Origin of the sequence: Martelella sp. AD-3 (assembly GCF_001578105.1) — a bacterium.
Classification (GTDB): Bacteria; Pseudomonadota; Alphaproteobacteria; order Rhizobiales; family Rhizobiaceae; genus Martelella.
In genome coordinates this window covers 1,089,607-1,109,396 of sequence record NZ_CP014275.1, presented here as the reverse complement: position 1 = coordinate 1,109,396, position 19,790 = coordinate 1,089,607, and the positions used below count along the sequence as shown (strand labels likewise).

The 19,790-nt window shown below is 62.9% G+C and carries 24 protein-coding genes; 7 read left to right on the top strand and 17 right to left on the bottom strand.

Features of this window, described 5'->3' with window-relative positions; all coding sequences use genetic code 11:
- Positions 1 to 6 precede the first annotated feature (6 nt).
- Positions 7 to 1,107, top strand: a complete 1,101-nt coding sequence (locus tag AZF01_RS05120; protein WP_061449640.1) for a hypothetical protein — start codon at positions 7 to 9, stop codon at positions 1,105 to 1,107.
- A 6-nt stretch (positions 1,108 to 1,113) separates the two neighbouring features.
- Here the strand turns inward: AZF01_RS05120 and AZF01_RS05115 are convergent, their stop codons facing one another.
- From AZF01_RS05115 to coxB, 14 genes are all read right to left on the bottom strand, one after another.
- A complete protein-coding gene (locus AZF01_RS05115; protein ID WP_024709235.1) occupies positions 1,114 to 1,422 on the bottom strand; it encodes a Dabb family protein in 309 nt (102 codons plus the stop codon).
- A gap of 35 nt (positions 1,423 to 1,457) precedes the next feature.
- Positions 1,458 to 1,901 (bottom strand): ribonuclease HI, encoded by a 444-nt coding sequence (gene rnhA, locus AZF01_RS05110; protein ID WP_024709234.1) that lies wholly within the window; start codon positions 1,899 to 1,901, stop codon positions 1,458 to 1,460.
- A gap of 2 nt (positions 1,902 to 1,903) precedes the next feature.
- The gene (locus AZF01_RS05105; protein ID WP_024709233.1) at positions 1,904 to 2,866 is read right to left on the bottom strand and encodes a homoserine kinase; all 963 of its coding nucleotides are present in this window, start codon (positions 2,864 to 2,866) and stop codon (positions 1,904 to 1,906) included.
- A 91-nt stretch (positions 2,867 to 2,957) separates the two neighbouring features.
- Positions 2,958 to 3,953 carry a 4-hydroxy-3-methylbut-2-enyl diphosphate reductase gene (gene ispH / locus AZF01_RS05100; protein WP_024709232.1) on the bottom strand — a complete coding sequence of 332 codons (996 nt, stop codon included), beginning with the start codon at positions 3,951 to 3,953 and terminating at the stop codon, positions 2,958 to 2,960.
- A 20-nt stretch (positions 3,954 to 3,973) separates the two neighbouring features.
- Positions 3,974 to 4,501 carry a mismatch-specific DNA-glycosylase gene (locus tag AZF01_RS05095; protein WP_024709231.1) on the bottom strand — a complete coding sequence of 176 codons (528 nt, stop codon included), beginning with the start codon at positions 4,499 to 4,501 and terminating at the stop codon, positions 3,974 to 3,976.
- Entirely contained in the window at positions 4,494 to 5,231 is a 738-nt protein-coding gene (locus AZF01_RS05090; protein WP_024709230.1) for an SURF1 family protein, read from the bottom strand. Before AZF01_RS05090 ends, AZF01_RS05095 begins: the two co-directional genes overlap by 8 nt.
- Positions 5,224 to 5,616, bottom strand: coding sequence for a DUF983 domain-containing protein (locus AZF01_RS05085; protein ID WP_024709229.1), 393 nt, complete (start codon positions 5,614 to 5,616; stop codon positions 5,224 to 5,226). The genes AZF01_RS05090 and AZF01_RS05085 overlap by 8 nt, the downstream gene beginning before the upstream one ends.
- A 39-nt stretch (positions 5,617 to 5,655) precedes the next feature.
- Positions 5,656 to 5,934, bottom strand: a complete 279-nt coding sequence (locus tag AZF01_RS05080) for a GNAT family N-acetyltransferase (RefSeq protein ID WP_024709228.1) — start codon at positions 5,932 to 5,934, stop codon at positions 5,656 to 5,658.
- A 61-nt stretch (positions 5,935 to 5,995) separates the two neighbouring features.
- Positions 5,996 to 6,880 carry a cytochrome c oxidase subunit 3 gene (locus AZF01_RS05075; protein ID WP_024709227.1) on the bottom strand — a complete coding sequence of 295 codons (885 nt, stop codon included), beginning with the start codon at positions 6,878 to 6,880 and terminating at the stop codon, positions 5,996 to 5,998.
- Positions 6,881 to 6,976: 96 nt separating this feature from the next.
- On the bottom strand, positions 6,977 to 7,576 hold the full coding sequence (locus tag AZF01_RS05070; RefSeq protein WP_024709226.1) for a cytochrome c oxidase assembly protein: 600 nt from the start codon (positions 7,574 to 7,576) through the stop codon (positions 6,977 to 6,979).
- 13 nt (positions 7,577 to 7,589) lie between these two features.
- A complete protein-coding gene (locus tag AZF01_RS24620; RefSeq protein ID WP_036237789.1) occupies positions 7,590 to 7,724 on the bottom strand; it encodes a hypothetical protein in 135 nt (44 codons plus the stop codon).
- 7 nt (positions 7,725 to 7,731) lie between these two features.
- Positions 7,732 to 8,667: a heme o synthase gene (locus tag AZF01_RS05065; RefSeq protein ID WP_024709224.1), complete on the bottom strand. Its 936-nt coding sequence runs from the start codon at positions 8,665 to 8,667 to the stop codon at positions 7,732 to 7,734.
- 81 nt (positions 8,668 to 8,748) lie between these two features.
- Positions 8,749 to 10,404, bottom strand: coding sequence for a cytochrome c oxidase subunit I (ctaD, locus tag AZF01_RS05060; protein ID WP_061449639.1), 1,656 nt, complete (start codon positions 10,402 to 10,404; stop codon positions 8,749 to 8,751).
- Positions 10,405 to 10,421: 17 nt separating this feature from the next.
- The gene (gene coxB, locus AZF01_RS05055; RefSeq protein ID WP_051424116.1) at positions 10,422 to 11,309 is read right to left on the bottom strand and encodes a cytochrome c oxidase subunit II; all 888 of its coding nucleotides are present in this window, start codon (positions 11,307 to 11,309) and stop codon (positions 10,422 to 10,424) included.
- Between the two features lie 363 nt (positions 11,310 to 11,672).
- On the opposite strand from coxB, the gene AZF01_RS05050 reads away from it, so the two are divergent.
- Genes AZF01_RS05050 through AZF01_RS05040 form a run of 3 tightly spaced genes read left to right on the top strand, consistent with a single transcriptional unit; the run spans position 11,673 to position 14,315 of the window.
- Positions 11,673 to 12,275, top strand: coding sequence for an invasion associated locus B family protein (locus tag AZF01_RS05050; protein WP_024709238.1), 603 nt, complete (start codon positions 11,673 to 11,675; stop codon positions 12,273 to 12,275).
- 57 nt (positions 12,276 to 12,332) lie between these two features.
- On the top strand, positions 12,333 to 13,751 hold the full coding sequence (gene tldD / locus AZF01_RS05045) for a metalloprotease TldD (protein ID WP_061449638.1): 1,419 nt from the start codon (positions 12,333 to 12,335) through the stop codon (positions 13,749 to 13,751).
- A gap of 36 nt (positions 13,752 to 13,787) precedes the next feature.
- Complete coding sequence (locus AZF01_RS05040) at positions 13,788 to 14,315, top strand: GNAT family N-acetyltransferase (RefSeq protein WP_061449869.1); 528 nt, start codon at positions 13,788 to 13,790, stop codon at positions 14,313 to 14,315.
- 7 nt (positions 14,316 to 14,322) lie between these two features.
- Here AZF01_RS05040 and AZF01_RS05035 read toward each other — a convergent pair whose 3' ends face one another.
- Both AZF01_RS05035 and pdxH read right to left on the bottom strand, forming a co-directional pair.
- Positions 14,323 to 14,793 (bottom strand): heme-degrading domain-containing protein, encoded by a 471-nt coding sequence (locus AZF01_RS05035; protein ID WP_061449637.1) that lies wholly within the window; start codon positions 14,791 to 14,793, stop codon positions 14,323 to 14,325.
- Between the two features lie 32 nt (positions 14,794 to 14,825).
- On the bottom strand, positions 14,826 to 15,446 hold the full coding sequence (pdxH, locus tag AZF01_RS05030) for a pyridoxamine 5'-phosphate oxidase (protein WP_061449868.1): 621 nt from the start codon (positions 15,444 to 15,446) through the stop codon (positions 14,826 to 14,828).
- 258 nt (positions 15,447 to 15,704) lie between these two features.
- On the opposite strand from pdxH, the gene fabI reads away from it, so the two are divergent.
- The 3 genes from fabI (at position 15,705) to aroC (ending at position 18,460) form a co-directional block, all read left to right on the top strand.
- Positions 15,705 to 16,523, top strand: coding sequence for an enoyl-ACP reductase FabI (gene fabI / locus AZF01_RS05025; RefSeq protein ID WP_061449636.1), 819 nt, complete (start codon positions 15,705 to 15,707; stop codon positions 16,521 to 16,523).
- Between the two features lie 184 nt (positions 16,524 to 16,707).
- A complete protein-coding gene (locus AZF01_RS05020; RefSeq protein WP_061449635.1) occupies positions 16,708 to 17,301 on the top strand; it encodes a histidine phosphatase family protein in 594 nt (197 codons plus the stop codon).
- A gap of 61 nt (positions 17,302 to 17,362) precedes the next feature.
- Positions 17,363 to 18,460, top strand: coding sequence for a chorismate synthase (gene aroC / locus AZF01_RS05015; RefSeq protein ID WP_061449634.1), 1,098 nt, complete (start codon positions 17,363 to 17,365; stop codon positions 18,458 to 18,460).
- A 32-nt stretch (positions 18,461 to 18,492) separates the two neighbouring features.
- On the opposite strand, the gene AZF01_RS05010 is transcribed toward aroC, so the two are convergent.
- A complete protein-coding gene (locus AZF01_RS05010; protein ID WP_061449633.1) occupies positions 18,493 to 19,692 on the bottom strand; it encodes a winged helix-turn-helix domain-containing protein in 1,200 nt (399 codons plus the stop codon).
- Positions 19,693 to 19,790: the final 98 nt, after the last annotated feature.

Genomic DNA, 19,790 nt, shown 5'->3' with positions numbered 1-19,790 from the left:
AGTGTGATGAAGCGTGAAGTCCTGAAACCCCTCCGCTCGATCGGCACGATCCTCATTGCTGCCGCCCTTGTGGCCGCGACACCCTTCGTCGTTCCGAACGGCATGGACGCCGTGCGGCTGCTTGCGGCGCATGACGATCCGGTTGCGATCACCGATTACCGTCTGGACCGGCTTGCCCCCTCGGAATACGAGGTGGCGATCCTCGAAGCGCTTGCGGATGACGACCCGGACCTTGCGGGAAGCGTGCTGGCGCTCGCCGACAGCCGCGGCGTTCCGATCGACGGCGCATTGCGCGATCGCACCGAGGTCGCCGTCTTCAACGAAAACAGCCTCGGCAACCGGCTCTCGGATATGTTCGAGGGGGCGCTGACCGGCCGCCCCGACAGCGCGGCGGGCCTGATCGGCGCGGTCGCAACCGATCTCACAACGGTCGGCGACGTTCGCGACATCATCATAGAAGGCGGCGCCTACCTCTCCGGCGAGGACTACGATCCCTTCATTCTCGGCATTTCCGTCGCGGGCATCGCGATCACCGGCGCGGTGATCCTCTCGGCGGGTTCGGCGACCACGGCGAAGGTCGGCACAAGCGCCTTGAAGGCCGCCGGCAAGGCCGGGGCGCTGACGGCGCCGCTGCGCCGTTCCTTCACCCGCCTCTCGCGCCAGGCCGTGAACGCGCCCGCCTTGCGCACGGCCGTTCCCCTGCTCAAGCGCGGCAATGTGCCGGCGGCAAGCCGGGCGCTTTCCGCCTCGCTCAACGCCAAGCCGCTGCTGCGCATGCAGGATGCCGCCGCCAATGTCGGCACGGTGATGACCAAGCAGGGGTTGCGGGCGGGAACCGACATGCTCAAGGTCGCGGACACGCCGGCCGACCTCACCAAGTTCGGCAAGCTTTCGGCGCGTGTTGGCAAGCGTTTCCGCGCCGTCGTGTTTCTGCTGGGCTCCGGCGCTGTCACCCTCTCCGGGCTTTTGCTGACCGCGGCAGGCTGGACCACGTCCTTTGCCGTCTGGCTGGCGGGGGCGGCCTATTTCGGCTTTCGCCTGTTCAGGCTTTCATGGCGCATCGCGCTCTTGCCCTTCGGCCGTCTGCTTGTCCGCCTGATGGCCTGAGCTCTTTCAGATCTTCATGTCGAAGACGAGAATGCCCGACTGGCCGCCGGCGGCGGCGGCGAGGATCTTTTCGCCCACCGCCCTGTGGTCGGGATGGTCGAGATAGGCGTCGCGCGCGGAGGCGTCCTCAAAGGTGACGGCGAAACCGTCGGCATAGCCGCTGTCGAGGCCTTCGGGCGAAACGTTCGGCCCGCCCTTCACATCGACGATCCCACCTATGACGTCCTTCAGCGCGGCGATGCCGGCATAGATGGCCTCCTTTTCGGAAGCCGTGACCTCCTGCCGAAATCGAATGAATACGCAATGCAAGATCATGAATTTCCTCCAGAATGGCGGCCTGGCCTACGCCTTCACCGACCCTTTTTATATGGTTCCATCCCCAGGCGCGCCAGTTCATCGGCGCGCTCGTTTTCCGCGTGGCCGGCATGGCCCTTCACCCAGAAGAGGGTCACGTCATGGCGGTTGCGCTGCTCTTCCAGCGCCTGCCAGAGTTCGACATTCTTCACCGGCTTTTTCGCCGCCGTCTTCCAGCCGTTCTTCTTCCAGCCGTGAATCCATTTGCCGATGCCGTCCTTCAGATAGACGCTATCGGTATAAAGCGACACCGCGCAAGGCTCCTTCAGCGCTTTCAGCGCCTCGATCGCCGCCATCAGCTCCATGCGGTTGTTGGTCGTGAGCCGCTCTCCGCCCGAAAGCTCGCGTTCCTTCTCGCCGTAACGCAGCACCGCGCCCCAGCCGCCCGGTCCGGGATTGCCCGAACAGGCCCCGTCGGTGAAGATCTCGATCGTTTTCATGTTCACGACAGCCCGTATTCGCGTGCGCTCCTGACCGAGCGGTGGAAGCGCAGATAGCGCAGATATTCCAGCGGATCCTTCTTGACCACCAGAGCGCCCTCCGGCGTCGTAAGCCAGTCATAGAGCCGGGTCAGGAAGAAGCGCAGCGCCGAGCCGCGCGCCAGCAGCGGCAAGGCCTCGATCTCGGCGGCACTCAGCGGCCGCACGCTCTGATAGCCCTCGATCAGCGCCCGCGCCTTGGTGACATTGAAGGCGCCGTCCTTTTCGAAACACCAGGCATTGAGGCAGATTGCCAGGTCATAGGCAAGGAAATCATTGCAGGCGAAATAGAAGTCGATCAGGCCCGAGAGCGTATCGCCAATGAAGAACACGTTGTCGGGAAAAAGATCGGCGTGAATGACGCCGTCGGGCAGGTCCACCGGCCAGCGATCCTCGAGCAGCGCCAGCTCGTCGGTGATTTCGCTTTCAAGCCCCCGCTGGACCTCGTCGGCGCGGACGGCGGACTTGTCCCACAGATCGACCCAGCCTTTCAGCGACAGCGCGTTCTCGCGGCGGATCGCAAAATCCTTGCCGGCGATGTGCATGCGGGCAAGCGCCGCGCCCAGCTCGCGGCAGTGGCGCGCCTCGGATTTCCTGAGCCACATGCCCTCCAGGAACGAGATCAGCGCCGCCGGCCGGCCGCAGAGCCGCCCATAAAGCGCGCCGTCCGAGCGTTCAAGCGGCAACGGGCAGGACAGGCCCCGCTCGGCCAGATGCTGCATCAGCCCGAGATAGAACGGCAGGTCGTTTTCATCGACCCGTTTTTCGTAAAGCGTCAGGATCAGCGAAAACCGGTCCGTGTGCAGCAGGAAGTTCGAGTTCTCGACGCCCTCGGCAATGCCCTTGAAGGACAGGAGCGTGCCGCAGTCGTAGGCCTGAAGGAAATCCTTCAGTTCGACCTCGTTGATGTCGGTGTAGACGGCCAATGCAAATCCCCGATGGAAAACCTGCTGCTGGTTTTCACGATGGCCGCGTCGCTGTCAAGCAAACACGATAAGAACTGCGAGGCCGATCCGCCTACCGCCCGTTGACGAAGGCCATATCCTCGACCGTCAGCTCGACATCGCGCAGTTCCCGGTTCACCAGAAAATGCTCGTTCTCGATCGCCGTTTCGGCAAGCTCGACCGTCGCGTCGAAACGGTCGCGGAAGGCTTCGATGATCTCGTTGACGATCACTTCCGGCGCTGAAGCGCCGGCCGAGATGCCGAGCGTTCCGATCTCGCCGATCGCATCGAAATCGAGTTCCGAGGCGCGCTGCACCAGCATGGCGCGTTTCGCGCCGGCGCGGCTTGCGACCTCGACAAGGCGCTTGGAATTCGACGAATTCGGCGCGCCGACGATGATGAAGAGGTCGCAGCCCGGAGCGGCTGCGGAGACGGCCTCTTGCCGGTTGGTCGTCGCATAGCAGATCGAATCGGCCGATGGCGCGGTGAGGTTCGGGAAGCGCTCCCGCAATTTGGCGATGACCTCCGCCGTGTCCTGAACCGACAGCGTCGTCTGGGTGACATAGCCGAGATTGTCCGGGTCGGCGGGTTCGTATTTTTCCGCGTCCTCCACCGTCTCGACGAGCGACACGGCCCCTTGCGGCAATTGCCCCATCGTGCCGATGACCTCCGGGTGCCCGGCATGGCCGATCAGCACCACATGGCGGCCGAGCCGTTCATGGCGCATGGCCTGCTTGTGCACCTTGGAAACCAGGGGGCAGGTGGCGTCGAGATAGAAGAGATTGCGGCTTTCGGCGTCTGCCGGCACGGATTTCGGCACGCCATGGGCGGAAAACACCACGGGCTGTTTTCGGTGTTCGGCCGGGATTTCGTCAAGTTCCTCGACAAAAATCGCGCCCATGGCCTCCAGCCCCTCGACCACGTAACGATTGTGGACGATCTCGTGGCGGACATAGACCGGCGCGCCATAGCGTTTCAGCGCCAGAACCACGATCTGGATCGCGCGGTCGACGCCCGCGCAGAAGCCGCGCGGACCGCACAGACGGATGGTGAGTGGGCTCCTGGTCATGTCGGGCTCTTTCGTATCTGTCATTCCGTCGCCTTCTGCTCTTCGCCCCAAGATGGGTTTTCGGCGCGGCAAATCAACGTCTGCACCTGATACCAATGATGACGGTCCCTTGTCCAATGCGCGTTGGCGCCGGACGTGGACGGCAGCGCGACAACGGGGATATCGCCGATGCCGGTTTCCAGCGGACCGCAGCCGATCGTCCTGTCCGCAAAGAATATCCGCGCTGCCGTCAGGCTGGTGAAGGCCACGAGTTTCGGCCGGCAGCGCAGCATCTTTTCGCGAAAGCCCTGAAGGTCGAAATGCTTCGCAGACAACACCCGATCCATGCCGCTCTCGACCTGGTTGAGGTCCGTCAGCCCGATGCCGTAGTCGAGCAGCCGGCGAAAGTCCGCCGGATCGATCCGCTCGGGCGTCAGGCCCGTCTCGTGCAGGGTGCGATAGAAGCGGTTTGACGGGTTGGCGTAAAAAGAACCGGTGCGGGCCGAGATCGTGCCCTTGGCGGTTCCGCAGAACACGATCCTGAGGCCGGGTGCCAGGAGGTCAATCACGGTGGCGGCGCCTCCTGATCACCAGTATGCCGACGCCGACGGCAAGCACCGCCGCCAGACCGTACCAGGTGACGGCGTATTGCAGATGATTGTTGGGAAAGGAAATGCGGGTGACGCCGCCGACCGGCAGACCGCCGGGATTTCCCGCATCACCGGCGTCGATGAAGAAGGGCAACACCGTTTCTCCGTCAAGCCCGGCGGAAGCCGCCATGGCATCAAGGTCCTTCCAGTAGAAGATGTTTTTCGACAGATCGTTCTCGGGAACAAGAAAGGACGGCTTTCCCGAAAGGCGCTCGCGCGCAAGGCCGGTTATGGTGACGGGGCCCTCCACCTGGCCTTCGGCCCGCGTAGCAGCCTCCTTCCGGTCGAAGGGCACAAAGCCCCGGTTGACGAAGACCATGCGCCCGTCCTCGAGCCTGAGCGGCGTGTAGACGTAATAGCCGGACAGCCCCTCAAAGGTCGCAAAATAGTGTCGCTCGCGGTCATGCTCGAATGCGCCGCGCACGGTAACGGGGCGGTAGCGGATATCCGCGCCCTCCGCCGCCATCGTCTCGATCTCGGCAAGCGGAACCGGAGACGCCGCAAGACGCGCCTCGACGGTCGCCAGAAGCGCCTCCTTCCAGTGGAGCCGGCGGACCTGCCAGTTGCCAAGCAGGATCAGCGCAGTGAAGGCAAAAAGCGCCAGCGCTAGCCCAAAAATGCCGAAGGGCGAAAGACGACGCTCAGGCATCATCGGTACGATCGATCACGCCTTCCGCGGCGCTGTGACGGTATTGCAGGCCGATCAGCACGCCCTTGAAGGCTCTGAGCGCGCCGAGCGACAGCGCGATCGTCACCGGCACCCAGATGACGGCATGCACCCAGAGCGGCGGCGAATAGGTGATCTCCGTCCAGAGCACCAGCGCGATCACCAGAAAGCCGACGGCGAACATCACGAAGACGGCCGGCCCGTCGCCGGAATCGGCAAAGTCATAGTCGAGCCCGCAGTTCTCGCATTCCGGCTTCAGCGTCAGGAAACCGTCGAACAGCTTTCCCTTGCCGCAGCGCGGGCAACGGCCGGCAAGGCCCGGCAGGATCATGCCTGCGGGTTTCCGAGTGTGGTCGTGATTTGACATGGAACGGTTCGCCCCGCAACGAGACCGGCGCGGCGCCTCTTACTGAATGACATCCCGCCACTCTCCATGGCGGATACTGAGCGCCTTGAAGAAGGGGCAGAGGGGTACAATTTTCCAGCCGCCCTGGCGCGCCGCATTGACGGCATGTTCGGCGAGTGCCTGACCGACGCCCTTGCCGCGCAGCGCATCGGGCACGCCGGTGTGGTCGATGATAACGAGCTTCGCAGATGCGCGCGAATAGGTCATCTCGGCTTCGTGGCCGTCGACATTGGCGAAATAGCGCCCGCCCGAAGCGGTCTTTTCCTCATGGATATCGATGACGGTGCCTCACAAAAAACCGGCCGCCGCATCAAGAGAGGCGGCGGCCGCAAATCTAGGCTCAATGCCCGGTTTCGGCAAGGGGCGCGCCCCAGCCGCCCCAGATATAGATCGTGAAGAACAGAAACAGCCAGACGACGTCGACGAAGTGCCAGTACCACGCCGCCGCTTCGAGCCCGAAATGCCGCTCCGGCGTGAAGGCGCCGCGCGCGGCGCGCACCAGACAGACGATCAGGAAGATCGTGCCGACGATGACGTGAAAGCCGTGAAACCCGGTCGCCATGAAGAAAGTCGCGCCGTAGATCGAATTCTTGAAGGCGAACGGCGCCTCGTAATATTCGTAGGCCTGAACGCCGGTGAACAGCAGGCCGAGCACCACCGTCAGCGTCAGCCCCTGAATCAGCCCCTTGCGGTCACCATGCAACAGCGCGTGATGCGCCCAGGTCAGCGTCGTGCCGGACAGGAGCAGGATGACCGTGTTGTAGAGCGGGAAGTGCCAGGGATCGACAACGGCGATGCCTTCAGGCGGCCACGTACCCCCTGTTGCCTCGACGCGGGAGGCCTGGATCGCCTCTCCGGTAAACAGGCTCGCATCGAAGAACGCCCAGAACCACGCCACGAAGAACATCACCTCGGACGCGATGAACATGATCATGCCGTAACGCAGATGCAGCGAGACGACCGGCGTATGATGCCCCTCCTGCCCCTCCTTGATCGTATCCGACCACCAGCCGTGCAGAACGTAGAGAACGACGACCAGACCGATCAGGAACAGCCATGGCTGCGCCAGATTGAGCCCGAACATGGTGAACGACCCGCCGCTCAGATAGCGCATGTAGCCGACGCCGCCAAAGGCCATCAGGAAAACGCCGATCGAGGCGACCAGCGGCCAGGGGCTCGGGTCGATGATGTGGTAGTCGTGGTTTTTGTGTTGCGTTTCCGCCATTGATGGTCCCCGTTTCCTCTCCCACGCAGCATAAGGGCCGAATTCGCTGCGTTAATCAATCCCCGCAGATGACAATCCGCAATTCACGCCGGCCGGTCAACTCTTTGAACCGGCAGCCTTTACCTCCAGTGCCGCAGCTTCGGAAGCGGCAGGCAGATCATGCTCGAAAAATGTATAGGACAGGGTCAGCACCTTGATGTCCCTGGTCTCCTCGGCCTCCGTGATCGCCGGATCGATGAAGAACACCACCGGCATTTCCAGCGTCTCTCCGGGCGGCAGCGTCGTATCGGTGAAACAGAAGCACTCGACCTTGTTGAAATAGGCGCCGGCCTGCAGCGGCGTCACGTTGAAGATCGCCTGACCGTTGATCGGTTCGCTCGACTTGTTGCGCGCCGTAAACATGACCTGCACCGTCTCGCCGATCTTCGGCGACACGGAGGACTGCATCGGCTTGAACTCCCAGGCGAGGCCCGGCGCGACATTGGCGTCGAAGGTGACCTTGATGGTCTTGTCGAGAATGGTGTTCGAATATTGCTCGACGCGCTGGGCCGTGCCGTTATAGCCGGTCACCTGGCAGAAAATCCGGTAGAGCGGCACGGCGGCAAAGCTCATGCCTGTCATGCCGACGACGAAGACGAGGCACATCGCAACGATGGCGCCGTTGTTGCGCGGTTTCTGTCTTGTCTCCTCCGTCATGCCTTCCCTCTCCTCAGGCCGAACCGAACTTGACCATGGTGATGACGTAGAACAGCACCACCAGGCCGAACAGAAGCAGGCCGAGCGCGATGTTGCGCCCCCGCCGGGCCTTCTTCTGCTTCTCTGTAAGCTTGACTGTCTCGATCATGGCGCCCTCAGCCGACAAGCATGAAGACGGCGCGATCGACAATCAGCGCGGCGAAGATCGAAAACAGATAGAGGATCGAGAAGCCGAACATCTTCTTCGCCGGCAGCATGCGCTCGTCGCCCTCGGGCATCGCCCGCACCTTCAGCGCGGCGTAGATGAAATAAGCGCCCATCCCCCCGGCAAAGACAGCATAGAACGGGCTCGCGAGGCCCGTCAGAGCGGGCGCGACGCCGGCAATCGCCGTCAGCGCGGCATAGGCCAGCATCTGGTTCTTGGTCGATTGCTCGCCGGCGACATTCGGCATCATCGGAATGCCGACATCGTCATAATCGCGCATCTTGAACAGCGCCAGCGCCCAGAAATGCGGCGGCGTCCACAGGAAGGTGATGGAGAACAGGATGATGCTGTCGAGCGAGATGCCGCCTGTGACGGCCGCCCAGCCAACCATGGGCGGGAAAGCGCCCGCTGCCCCGCCGATGACGATGTTCTGCGGCGTCGAACGCTTCAGCCACATCGTGTAGAAGACGGCGTAGTACAGAATCGTGAACGCCAGCAGTCCGGCGGCAAACCAGTTGACCGCAAGGCCGAGCGTGGCGACGGAAAAGCACGACAGCGCGATGCCGAAGGCAAGCGCCTCCTGACGGGCCACGCGGCCGGCAGGGATGGGACGCCTGGCCGTGCGCGACATGACGGCATCGATATCGGAATCATACCACATGTTGAGCGCGCCGGCGGCCCCTGCTCCGGTGGCGATGCAGAGAATCGCGATCGCGCCCATGACCGGGTTGATCGGGCCGGGCGCCAGGAACAGTCCGGCAAAGGCCGTAAACACCACCAGCGACATCACCCGCGGCTTCAAAAGCGCGAAGTAATCGCGCGCCGTCGCCTCCGATAGGCCGATATCGGCATGTCCCAGGCCGGTCTCGCTGTCCAGTACTGTCATTCTGTGCTCAGTCTCGTTGTTTGTGAAAGCCCGCGCGCCCCAGGTCGGCGCGCGGCCTTCAATGCGTTTCAGTGGCGCAACTCAGCGCACGCGCGGCAGTTCCGACCACTGGTGGTAGGGCGGCGGCGAGGAAAGCTGCCATTCGAGCGTGGTTGCGCCCGGACCCCAGGGATTGTCGCCAGCCACCCGCTTTTTCGCAAAGGCCTCATAGATGCCGTAGAGGAAAATGAGAACCCCGATGGCCGAGATATAGGAGCCGTAGGACGAAACCGCATTCCAGCCGGCAAAGGCGTCCGGATAGTCGATATAGCGGCGCGGCATGCCCGAAAGACCGAGGAAGTGCTGCGGGAAGAACACGAGGTTCACACCGACAAACATGACCCAGAAATGGATATGTGCGACGCGCTCATTATACATGTAGCCGGTAATCTTCGGGAACCAGTAGTACCAGCCGGCGAAGATCGCGAACACCGCGCCGAGCGACAGCACGTAATGGAAATGCGCGACCACGTAATAGGTGTCGTGCAGCGAGCGGTCGAGCCCGGCATTGGCGAGCTGCACCCCGGTCACGCCGCCGACGGTGAACAGGAAGATGAAGCCGATTGCCCAGACCATCGGCGGCCTGAAGCTGATCGACCCGCCCCACATGGTGGCGATCCACGAGAAGATCTTCACGCCCGTCGGCACCGCGATCACCATGGTGGCGAAGACGAAGTAGCGCTGCGTGTCGAGCGACAGGCCCACCGTGTACATGTGGTGCGCCCAGACGATGAAGCCGACGGCGCCGATCGCGACCATGGCATAGGCCATGCCGAGATAGCCGAAGACCGGCTTCTTCGAGAAGGTCGAGATGATGTGGCTGATGATGCCGAAGCCCGGCAGGATCAGGATGTAGACTTCCGGATGACCGAAGAACCAGAACAGATGCTGGTAGAGGATCGGGTCGCCGCCGCCGTCGGGCGAGAAGAACGTCGTGCCGAAGTTCCGGTCCGTCAGCAGCATGGTGATGCCGCCCGCCAGAACCGGCAGCGACAGAAGCAGCAGGAAGGCGGTAACCAGAACCGACCAGGCGAAAAGCGGCATCTTGTGCAGCGTCATGCCCGGCGCGCGCATGTTAAGGATCGTGGTGATGAAGTTGATCGCGCCGAGGATGGAGGAAATGCCCGCCACGTGCAGCGCGAAGATCGCCAGATCCACTGCCGGCCCCGGCATGCCCGTGGTCGAGAAGGGCGGGTAGAGCGTCCAGCCGCCGCCGACGCCGTTGGACCCCGCCGGCCCTTCCACGAACATGGACAGCAGCAGCAGCAGGAAGGCCGGAACAAGCAACCAGAACGAAATATTGTTGAGGCGGGGAAACGCCATATCCGGCGCGCCGATCATGATCGGGATCATCCAGTTGGCGAAACCGCCGATCATCGCCGGCATCACCATGAAGAAGATCATGATCAGGCCGTGCGCCGTGGTGAAGACGTTGTAGAGGTGCTTGCCCTGATCGACGGCCGCAGCGCCTGCGTCTCCGTAGACCATGGAGGCCAGGCCGTTGAATATCTGGATGCCGGGCTCCTGCAGCTCCATGCGCATGGCGATAGAGAGCGCGCCCCCGATGATGCCCGCGCAGATGGCGAAGATCAGGTAGAGCGTGCCGATATCCTTGTGATTGGTCGACAGGAACCAGCGGGCGAAAAAGCCGGGCTTATGGTCGTCGTCGTGAGCGGTGTGCGTGCCTGCTTCGGCCATGTTCGTCTCCCTCCCCCTCAGTCTTTGTCCGCAAGCAGAACGGCGTCCTGCTGCGCATTGTCGATACTGGCCATCAGCGCCCTGTTGGCGGCTTCCACATCCGTTGCGGCGGAAGCCTGCCAGGTCTCGAACTGCTCGGCCGAGACCGCGCGGATCGCGATCGGCATGAAGGCGTGGTCCTTGCCGCAGAGCTCGGAACACTGGCCATAATAGATGCCCTCCTCATCGGCCTTGAACCAGGTCTCGTTGAGGCGACCGGGCACGGCGTCGATCTTGATGCCGAAGGCCGGCATGGCGAAGGAATGGATGACATCCGTGGGCGCGGCCGTCACCAGGAGGCGCACCGTCTCGCCCACCGGCACCACCATTTCGTTGTCGACGGCAAGAAGCCGTGGATAGACGGCCTTGTCTTCCTTGCCGTATTCGGCACGCTGGTCTTCCGTCAGCATGTAGGAGGAATAGGAAATCTCGCCGTCCTCGATTTCCGGATAGTCATAGCTCCACAGCCACTGGGTCGCCGTCGCCTTGACCGTCAGCTTGGGATCTTCCGGCATGGTCAGCTGCGCCGTCAGCAGGTTGAAGGACGGCACGGCGAGGAACAGGAGGATGAGAACGGGCGCGACCGTCCAGACCACCTCGATCATGGTGTTGTGGCTGGTGCGCGATGCTTCCGGGTTCTTCGACGCCCTGAAGCGTACCATCACGGTGATCAGCAATGCCAGAACGAAGAGCACGATCGGCACGATAAACCAGAGCGTATACTGCTCGAACCAGCGAATTTGATGCATGATCGGCGAAGCCGCAGGCTGCATGCCCATTTCCCACGGCTTGGGCTGCGCCGCATAGGCGCTGCCCGTGCCCGCAAGACAGAGAAGAGCTGCCACGCATGCTCTGGTCTTGTTCATCACGTTGAATTCTCCCTCCATCGTTTGACCGTGGTCAAACCGGACCCTTTCCAAGGACGCTATATGGCACAAAAGGCCTGAATCGCGTTTAAGGCCATGATAACATCTATTTACGCTCGCGCACGCCCCTGCCGCGCGCAGCGGCGCAGAAGGTGTACCCGTTTTTCTCCCTCAGTCACAATTATGCCATAGCATTTGCCGATTTGAAGCGTCAAATTGTCTCACGCGGAGGGAACAAGAATCAGAAATTTCGTTTCGGCTTTGCTCTCCTCCGTCGCGCGGCGCCGTTGAAAATTTCCTCTGAAACCTGCAAAACCCTTTCAGACGAAAACGCCTTATCCATTTGATGCAGGACACCGCGCCATGCCCACATTTCCAGCAAACCGTCTGTCGCGCGCAATGAGCGCCATAACCACGCTCGCGAGCGTGCTGTTTGCGCTCTCAGCCATGCCGGTGAGCGCCCAGGAGAATGCCGCGCCGGAAAATGCCGCGCCGACGACCGGCCGGAGCATCGATCTCGGCGGCGAGCAGGACCCGACCATGGTGCGCGCGAATCACGGCGCATGGTCCATGATCTGCGACCAGCCGCCCGGCTCCACGCTCGAACAATGCGCGCTGATGCAGAACGTGATCGCCGACGATCGTCCCGAAATCGGCCTTTCCATCGCGGTGCTGAAGACGGCCGACCGGCAGGCGACCCTGCTCAGGGTGCTCTCCCCCCTCGGCGTGTTCCTGCCAGAAGGTATGGGGCTTTTCGTCGACGGCGTGAACATCGGCAAGGCCGCCTTCTCGCGCTGCTATCTCGACGGTTGCTATGTGGAGGTGGATATCGACGAGGACCTGATGAAGATCCTGCGCGCCGGCACCGAGGCCGTATTCACCCTGAACTTCTCCATTGACCAGGACACGATCGGCATTCCGGTGGACCTTTCCGGCTTCGGCGAAGGCTTCGACGCCCTGCCCTGATATTGCGCCCGCCACATCCTATATGGAGGCGTGACACGGAAAAAGGACGAAAGCCAAATGACGGACCGCGACCTGATCAGCCATTTCGACGCCGACGAAACCACGATCCGCGACATCGTTTCGGATACGCTGCATGGCGCCGATGACGGCGAACTCTATGTGGAATACAGCCAGAACGAATCGCTGACCTTCGATGACGGCCGGCTGAAGAGCGGCTCCTTCAACACCGGCCACGGCTTCGGCCTGCGCGCGGTTGCCGGCGAGGCGAGCGGCTTTGCCCATGCCGGAGAACTCTCGCTCGGGGCTTTGAAGCGCGCCGCCTCGACGGCCAAGGCGGTTACGGCCGGCTATACAGGCGCCTATGCGGAGCCGCCGCGCGGCACCAATACCAGGCTTTATTCTGACGAAAACCCGATCGGCGCTCCGAGCTTCGAGGAGAAGGTCAGGCTTCTCGGCGAAATCGATGCCTATCTTCGCGAACGCGACCCGCGCGTGCGCCAGGTCTCCGCCTCGCTCGCCGCAAGCCACCAGGTTGTCGATATCCTCCGGGCCGACGGCTACCGCGTCGGTGATGTCCGGCCAATGACGCGGCTCAACATCTCCGTCGTCGTCGGCGAAGGCGACCGGCAGGAGACCGGCTCCTTCGGCATCGGCGGACGGGAAGGCTTCGCCGATCTCTTCGCCCGCCAGGACTGGCAGTCGGGCGCGGAAGAGGCACTGCGCAAGGCCTTCGTCAATCTCGAGGCGATCGAGGCGCCGGCCGGCACCATGGATGTCGTGCTCGGCAATGGCTGGCCGGGCGTGATGATCCACGAGGCCGTCGGCCACGGACTGGAAGGCGATTTCAACCGCAAGGGCCTTTCCGCCTTTTCCGGCCTTGTCGGCGAGATGGTCGCGGCCCCCGGCGTCACCATTGTCGATGACGGCACGATCGCAAGCCGCCGCGGCTCGATCTCCATCGACGACGAGGGAACGCCGTCCGGCTACAATGTGCTGATCGAGAACGGGCGGCTGACGGGCTACATGCAGGACCGCATGAACGCGCGGCTGATGGGCGTCGCCCCCACCGGCAACGGCCGCCGCCAGTCCTATTCGGACCTGCCGATGCCGCGCATGACCAATACCTATATGCTCGCCGGCGACAAGACCAAGGACGAGATCATATCCTCTGTGAAGAAGGGCATCTATGCCGTCACCTTCGGCGGCGGGCAGGTGGACATCACCTCCGGCCAGTTCGTCTTCTCCTGCACCGAGGCCTATCTGATCGAAAACGGCAGGATCGGCGCGCCGATCAAGGGCGCGATGCTGATCGGCAACGGCCCCGACGCGATGAAGCGCGTTTCCATGGTCGGCAACGACCTTGCGCTCGACAACGGCATCGGCAATTGCGGCAAGGCCGGGCAATGGGTGCCGGTCGGGGTCGGCCAGCCGCATCTCAGGCTCGACCAGGTGACCGTCGGCGGCACGCAGGCTTAGCGTTTTTTTTACCGCTCATGATGTTTGATGGGCGCCATGTATTGCGTACCCGAATCTTCAGGCATCGCCGCGGGCGAAACCGGACTTGTCATCCGTCCATTCACGGCGGATGACAATGCCCGGCTGACCGCAATCTGGTATGCCGCCTCGCGCCTCTCGCACCCCTTCCTGCCGGACGACCTCCTTTTGCGCCAGCGCCGCGAGATTTCCGAAAAATACTTGCCGGACACGGAGACCTGGGTCGCGGTCAGGAACGGCGACCCGGTCGGCTTCATCGGCCTGATCGATCAGTTCATCGGCGGGCTGTTCGTTTCGCCGGATGTCCAGAGCCTCGGCATCGGCGGACGGCTGCTCGACCATGCGTTTGCCCTCAAGAGCAAGCTGGCGCTTGAAGTCTATGCCGCGAACACGCGCGCGGTCGCCTTTTATCGCCGCCACGGCTTTTGCGGCGTGCGCCGCCGCGAAACGGACGACAACGGCCTGCCGCATCCTCTGATCCTGATGCAGAAACCCTGCCCGGCCGGCCAAAGACGCTTCGGCGAACTGCAGAACCCGACGCGGTAGGAAGGTCTCACTGCGCGAGATAGGCCTCGAGCACCGCCGCGATCAGCCCGTGGTCGTCGGCGCTGGCAAGGCCCGACACGGTGATTGCTGCGAAAACCCCTGACTTTCTAAGGCGCACCGGAAAACTGCCGCCGTGATCTGCAAAATCCTTGAGATCGAGGCCGATTTCCGGGCCGATCGTGCGCCCCTTGCGCCTGTGCTCCAGTTCGATCGCATAGGACGAGCGGTGGAAATGAAAAACCACATTGGACTTGCGCCGCGCCCACATGTCGTTGTCCGGCGCGGAACCCGGCAGGGCGGCATGAAACAGGGTGCGGTTCGGCGTGCGGATATTGATCACCACCTTCGCCTCATGCGCCAGCGCGCGGCCGACCAGCCGCTGACCGAGATCCCACGCGTCATCCTCGCTGAACGTCCGAAACACCAGCCGCTCTTCCTGAGCGGCGACTTGCTTTTCCATGTCTGCGATATCGTTCATTCTTTCCTCCCGTGCCGGAAATGCGACGTCTGTCAGGGATACATCCTGACCTTCTGCCAGCCGCCCTCGGGGCTTGCGCGGCGGAACTCGATCCGGTCGTGCAGGCGGAACTTGCCGTCGCGCCAGAATTCGATCGAGACCGGCTTCAGCCGGAACCCGGACCAGTAGGACGGGCGCGGCACCTCGCCGACGCCGTATTTGGCGGTATGCTGCGCCACGGCCTTTTCCAGCGCGAACCGGCTTTCCAGCGGCCGCGACTGCTTAGAGGCCCAGGCGCCGATGCGGCTGGCGCGCGGGCGGGACTGGAAATAGGCATCCGCCTCCTCTTCCGACACCACCTCGACCGGACCGCGCAGGCGCACCTGGCGGCGCAGCGACTTCCAGTGGAAGCACATGGCGGCCTTCGGCTGGCCAAGCAGTTCCCGCCCCTTCTGGCTTTCGAAATTGGTGTAGAAAACGAAGCCGCGGAGATCGTACTCCTTCATCAGCACCATGCGCACATTGGGAAGCCCGTCTTCATCGACGGTGGCGACCGCCACCCCGTTCGGGTCGTTCGGCTCGCTCGCCTGCGCATCCTTCAGCCACTTGCCGAAGAGCGCAAAGGGATCGTTTTCGGCTGTAAAATCCTTGGGGGTCTCGTCCGACTGGGACATGGCATCGTCTCCCGCATCGCGCCAGGCGGCGCGTTCCAATTCGAATCCCGCCCGAGAGCGAACCGTCTTCACTGCCACATCGCCGCCTGCAGAGAGGTTTCAGGCACCCGGCCAGGCGCCGGTCGGGGCATTTTTGCAAGGGCTTGGCAATAACCTTTTCGGAAGCTAAAGCGGGTTCAGCACGGTTCTGATTGCTTGAACCGCATTGCTGCCTATGCCATAGGCAGAAACGAAGAGAGTTGCAAGGAGCATCGACACATGGCTGAAGCAAACGGCCTCATGAAAGGCAAACGCGGCATTATTCTCGGTGTTGCCAACAACCGATCGATCGCATGGGGCATTGCCAAAGCGTGTCATGAAGCCGGCGCCGAAATCGCGCTGACCTGGCAGGGCGACAACCTCAAGAAGCGCGTGGAGCCTCTGGCAACGGAGCTGAACGCCCTCATGGCCGGCCATTGCGACGTCACCGACCCCGCGAGCGTCGAAGCCGTTTTCAAGACGCTCGAGCAGGAGTGGGGCAAGATCGACTTCGTCGTCCACGCCATCGCCTTCTCCGACAAGGATGAACTGACCGGCCGCTATATCGATACCTCGCGTGAAAATTTCGCGAAATCCATGGACATTTCGGTCTATTCCTTCACCGCGATCGCCCGACGCGCCGAGCAGATCATGAATGAAGGCGGATCGATGATCACCCTGACCTATTACGGCGCGGAAAAGGTGATGCCGCACTACAACGTCATGGGCGTCGCCAAGGCGGCGCTGGAGGCGAGCGTGCGCTACATGGCAGTCGATCTCGGCGGTCGCGGCATTCGCGTCAACGCCATTTCGGCCGGGCCGATCAAGACGCTCGCCGGCTCCGCCATCGGCGATTTCCGCTATATTCTGAAGTGGAACGAGTATAATTCGCCGCTGAAGCGCAATGTCACGATCGACGAGGTCGGCAATACGGCGCTGTTTCTGCTCTCCGACCTTTCGACCTCGGTCACCGGCGAGGTTCTCCATGCCGACAGCGGCTATCACGTTGTCGGCATGAAGGCGGTCGACGCACCCGACATTTCGGTGGTCAAGGACTGAATTTTGATGACGGCGCGGACCGGATCCGCGCCGTTTTGCTTTGCATCCTTTCCTCTCCGGCGACAGTTTATCAGAGCCGGAAATGCATCTTTCGGGGCCCGCCCCTTCCAAAACATGTGCAAAACCCTCCTAACACTTTGAATTTTCGCTTCATCCTTTAATGAAAATTGAACGGTAAGAAATCGTGCTCATCTACGCCATACGTCACGGCCAGACCGACTGGAACGCCGAATTCCGTCTGCAGGGGCAGAAGGACATTCCGCTGAACGACACCGGACGCGGTCAGGCCCGCGACAATGGCGCGCGTCTTGCGGAAATTCTGGGCGATGACTCCCGGCTTTACGATTTTGTCTCAAGCCCGCTTTCGCGCACGCGCGAAACGATGGAGCGGGCGCGCGCGGCCATGGGCCTGACGCCCGAACTCTACCGCACCGACGACCGGCTGAAGGAACTCTCCTTCGGCGACTGGGAGGGACGCACGCTGGAAGAGGTCGCCGGCTTCAGCCCGGCGCTTCTGCATGAGCGCGAGAAGGACAAATGGGCTTTCGTTCCGCCGGGCGCCGATGCCGAAAGCTACGAAATCCTGTCCTGGCGGATCGGCGCCTGGTTGAAGGATGTCGTCGGCCCGACGGTCTGCGTCTGCCATGGCGGCGTGATCCGCAGCTTCTTCCGCATCGTCGGCGGCGTCTCGGCGGCAGAGGCGGCCGATCTGCCCATCCCGCAGGATGCCGTCTTGCGCATAGATCCGGCCGCCGGAACGATCGGCTGGATCGAGTAGGCTTCCCCTCACCCGGCAATTGCGATAGAGCGAAGCCGCGCAACGACGGCAGAGGTAAACCATGTCGCACAACACATACGGACATCTTTTTCGCGTCACCACCTGGGGCGAAAGCCATGGCCCGGCGCTCGGCTGCGTCATCGACGGTTGCCCGCCCGGCATCGCCTTCGAGCTTGCGGAAATCCAGGCCTGTCTCGACCGGCGCAAGCCCGGCCAGTCGCGCTTCGTCACCCAGCGGCGCGAGGCCGACGCGGTGAAAGTGCTGTCCGGCGTCCTGCCGCAGGAAGACGGCCGAACCTATGTGACCACCGGCACGCCGATTTCGCTGATGATCGAGAACACCGACCAGCGCTCGAAGGACTACGGCGAGATCGCGCGGCAGTACCGCCCCGGCCATGCCGATTATACCTATGACGTCAAATACGGATTGCGCGACTATCGCGGCGGCGGCCGTTCCTCCGCGCGCGAGACGGCGGCCCGCGTCGCCGCCGGCGCCATTGCCCGTAAGGTGTTGCCGAATGTGACCTATCGCGGCGCGCTGACCCAGATCGGGAAGCACAGGATCAACCGCGAAAATTGGGACTGGGCCGAGATCGACAACAACCCCTTCTTCTGCCCGGATGCCGAGATGGTGCCGGTCTGGGAACGCTATCTGGACGATATCCGCAAGGCCGGATCCTCCGTCGGCGCGGTGGTCGAAGTGGTTGCCGAACATGTTCCGGCAGGCCTCGGCGCGCCGATCTATGCCAAGCTCGATCAGGATATCGCTTCGAACCTGATGTCGATCAACGCCGTCAAGGGCGTAGAGATCGGCGAGGGCTTCAATGCGGCCGAACTGACCGGCGAGGAAAACGCCGACGAGATGCGCGTTGGCAATGACGGTCGACCGCGCTTCCTGTCAAACCATGCCGGCGGCATTCTCGGCGGGATTTCCACCGGCGAGCCGATCGTCGCCCGTTTCGCCATCAAGCCGACATCCTCGATCCTGACGCCGCGCCAGTCGATCGATCAGGATGGCCGGGAGGTCGAGCTGCGCACCAAGGGACGCCATGACCCCTGCGTCGGCATCCGCGCCGTGCCGATCGGCGAGGCGATGCTTGCCTGCACCATCGCCGACCATTATCTGCGCGACCGCGGACAGACGGGCCGGCTGGCCTGAGACTGTGCAGCAACGGCAGGGGGCCGGTTGTTTCAGGACAGGTTTTCACGCCACCCCGTCAGGTATTCCACCCGCTCGACGCCGGTAAACCGGGCGAGCCGCTGCAGTTCGGCATCAAGCCTTTCCAGCCGCCCGGCGGCTGCCCGAACGCCGGGTTCAAGCCAGAGCTTTCGGACATCGAGCGTGCCGCGCTTGCGGTCCGCCTTCATGTCGATCCGCCCGATCAGCCGCGCGCCTTCCAGAAGCGGGAAGACGTAATAGCCGTATTGCCGCTTCGGTTCCGGCACGAAGACCTCGATCCGGTAGGAAAAGCCGAACAGGCGCTCGGCGCGCGCCCGGTCGCGCAGGAGCGGGTCGAAGGGGCTGAGGACGCGCAGGCGCGCAGGCGGGTCCGGCACGTCGGCAAGGCTATCGACCTCTCCGGCCAGCGCAAAGGCCAGGCGCGGCTTGCCGGCCTCCACGGTCTCAAGCGCAACCTCCGCCAGTTGGTCGCGGTTCTCCTCCACCCATGCCTTCGCCTCCTGCGGCGTGATGATATCGAAAAAGGCGGCGATCTCGCCCGAGGTCGCAAAACCGAGCCTTTGAAGAGCCGCCCGGCAGGCCCAGTCGACGAAGGCGTCATGATCGACGTCGACGAGACGGTGTGCGTCCGGGATCACCCGTTCGGCAAGATCATAGGCCTTCTGGAAATTGACGCGGTGACAGATGGCGACCCGTCCCGTGCGCCAGTGGTATTCGAGCGCGGTCTTGGCCGGGTGCCAGTTCCACCAGCCGCCGGAGACGTGATCGTCCTCCTTCAATTCGCGGGAAAACAGCGGACCATTGTCCCTGACGGCCGCATAGGTCTCCTCGAAAACCGCCTCGAAGCCCTCGCCCTGCCATTTGCGCCAGCGCGCGACGAGGCGTTCCTGCTCGCGGGCGAAGCGGTGCTTCCAGTAGGGGTAGAAGCGGGTGGGAATGAGCGAGGCGTCATGGGTCCAGTGCTCGAAAAGGCCCCGGTCCTTTTCCAGGAGCGCGGCGAGATGCTGCCGCCGAAAGGTCTGGTTGCGGGAGAAGAGAATGAGATCATGCGCGCGCTCGACGGTGCGGATCGAATCGACCTGAACGAAGCCGATCTTTTCGATCAACGCCAGAAGGCCCGCCTTGTCCATCGCCTGCCCCGGAGGGCCGGAAAGTCCCTGACGCGCGAGGAAGATGCGACGCGCATCCATGTTCGAAATCACCTTGGCCATGGACCAACGTTAGTGCGATTCGGACAAAATAAGAACATCCGGTCTTTCGAAACCGCGCTTTGATGCCTATAAGGAAGCGCCCGACAGTCTTTAGAGAA

Excerpts from the sequence above, each read along its gene's own strand:
- AZF01_RS05040 (WP_061449869.1), top strand. The coding sequence starts at position 13,788 with ATGTATTGCGTACCCGAATCTTCAGGCATCGCCGCGGGCGAAACCGGA.
- tldD (WP_061449638.1), top strand. The coding sequence starts at position 12,333 with ATGACGGACCGCGACCTGATCAGCCATTTCGACGCCGACGAAACCACG.
- AZF01_RS05035 (WP_061449637.1), bottom strand. The coding sequence starts at position 14,793 with ATGAACGATATCGCAGACATGGAAAAGCAAGTCGCCGCTCAGGAAGAG.
- AZF01_RS05065 (WP_024709224.1), bottom strand. The coding sequence starts at position 8,667 with ATGACAGTACTGGACAGCGAGACCGGCCTGGGACATGCCGATATCGGC.
- AZF01_RS05120 (WP_061449640.1), top strand. The coding sequence starts at position 7 with ATGAAGCGTGAAGTCCTGAAACCCCTCCGCTCGATCGGCACGATCCTC.
- AZF01_RS05085 (WP_024709229.1), bottom strand. The coding sequence starts at position 5,616 with ATGTCAAATCACGACCACACTCGGAAACCCGCAGGCATGATCCTGCCG.
- AZF01_RS05050 (WP_024709238.1), top strand. The coding sequence starts at position 11,673 with ATGCCCACATTTCCAGCAAACCGTCTGTCGCGCGCAATGAGCGCCATA.
- aroC (WP_061449634.1), top strand. The coding sequence starts at position 17,363 with ATGTCGCACAACACATACGGACATCTTTTTCGCGTCACCACCTGGGGC.
- AZF01_RS05090 (WP_024709230.1), bottom strand. The coding sequence starts at position 5,231 with ATGCCTGAGCGTCGTCTTTCGCCCTTCGGCATTTTTGGGCTAGCGCTG.
- AZF01_RS05115 (WP_024709235.1), bottom strand. The coding sequence starts at position 1,422 with ATGATCTTGCATTGCGTATTCATTCGATTTCGGCAGGAGGTCACGGCT.
- AZF01_RS05070 (WP_024709226.1), bottom strand. The coding sequence starts at position 7,576 with ATGACGGAGGAGACAAGACAGAAACCGCGCAACAACGGCGCCATCGTT.
- coxB (WP_051424116.1), bottom strand. The coding sequence starts at position 11,309 with ATGAACAAGACCAGAGCATGCGTGGCAGCTCTTCTCTGTCTTGCGGGC.
- ctaD (WP_061449639.1), bottom strand. The coding sequence starts at position 10,404 with ATGGCCGAAGCAGGCACGCACACCGCTCACGACGACGACCATAAGCCC.
- rnhA (WP_024709234.1), bottom strand. The coding sequence starts at position 1,901 with ATGAAAACGATCGAGATCTTCACCGACGGGGCCTGTTCGGGCAATCCC.
- pdxH (WP_061449868.1), bottom strand. The coding sequence starts at position 15,446 with ATGTCCCAGTCGGACGAGACCCCCAAGGATTTTACAGCCGAAAACGAT.
- AZF01_RS05010 (WP_061449633.1), bottom strand. The coding sequence starts at position 19,692 with ATGGCCAAGGTGATTTCGAACATGGATGCGCGTCGCATCTTCCTCGCG.
- ispH (WP_024709232.1), bottom strand. The coding sequence starts at position 3,953 with ATGACCAGGAGCCCACTCACCATCCGTCTGTGCGGTCCGCGCGGCTTC.
- AZF01_RS24620 (WP_036237789.1), bottom strand. The coding sequence starts at position 7,724 with ATGATCGAGACAGTCAAGCTTACAGAGAAGCAGAAGAAGGCCCGGCGG.
- fabI (WP_061449636.1), top strand. The coding sequence starts at position 15,705 with ATGGCTGAAGCAAACGGCCTCATGAAAGGCAAACGCGGCATTATTCTC.
- AZF01_RS05075 (WP_024709227.1), bottom strand. The coding sequence starts at position 6,880 with ATGGCGGAAACGCAACACAAAAACCACGACTACCACATCATCGACCCG.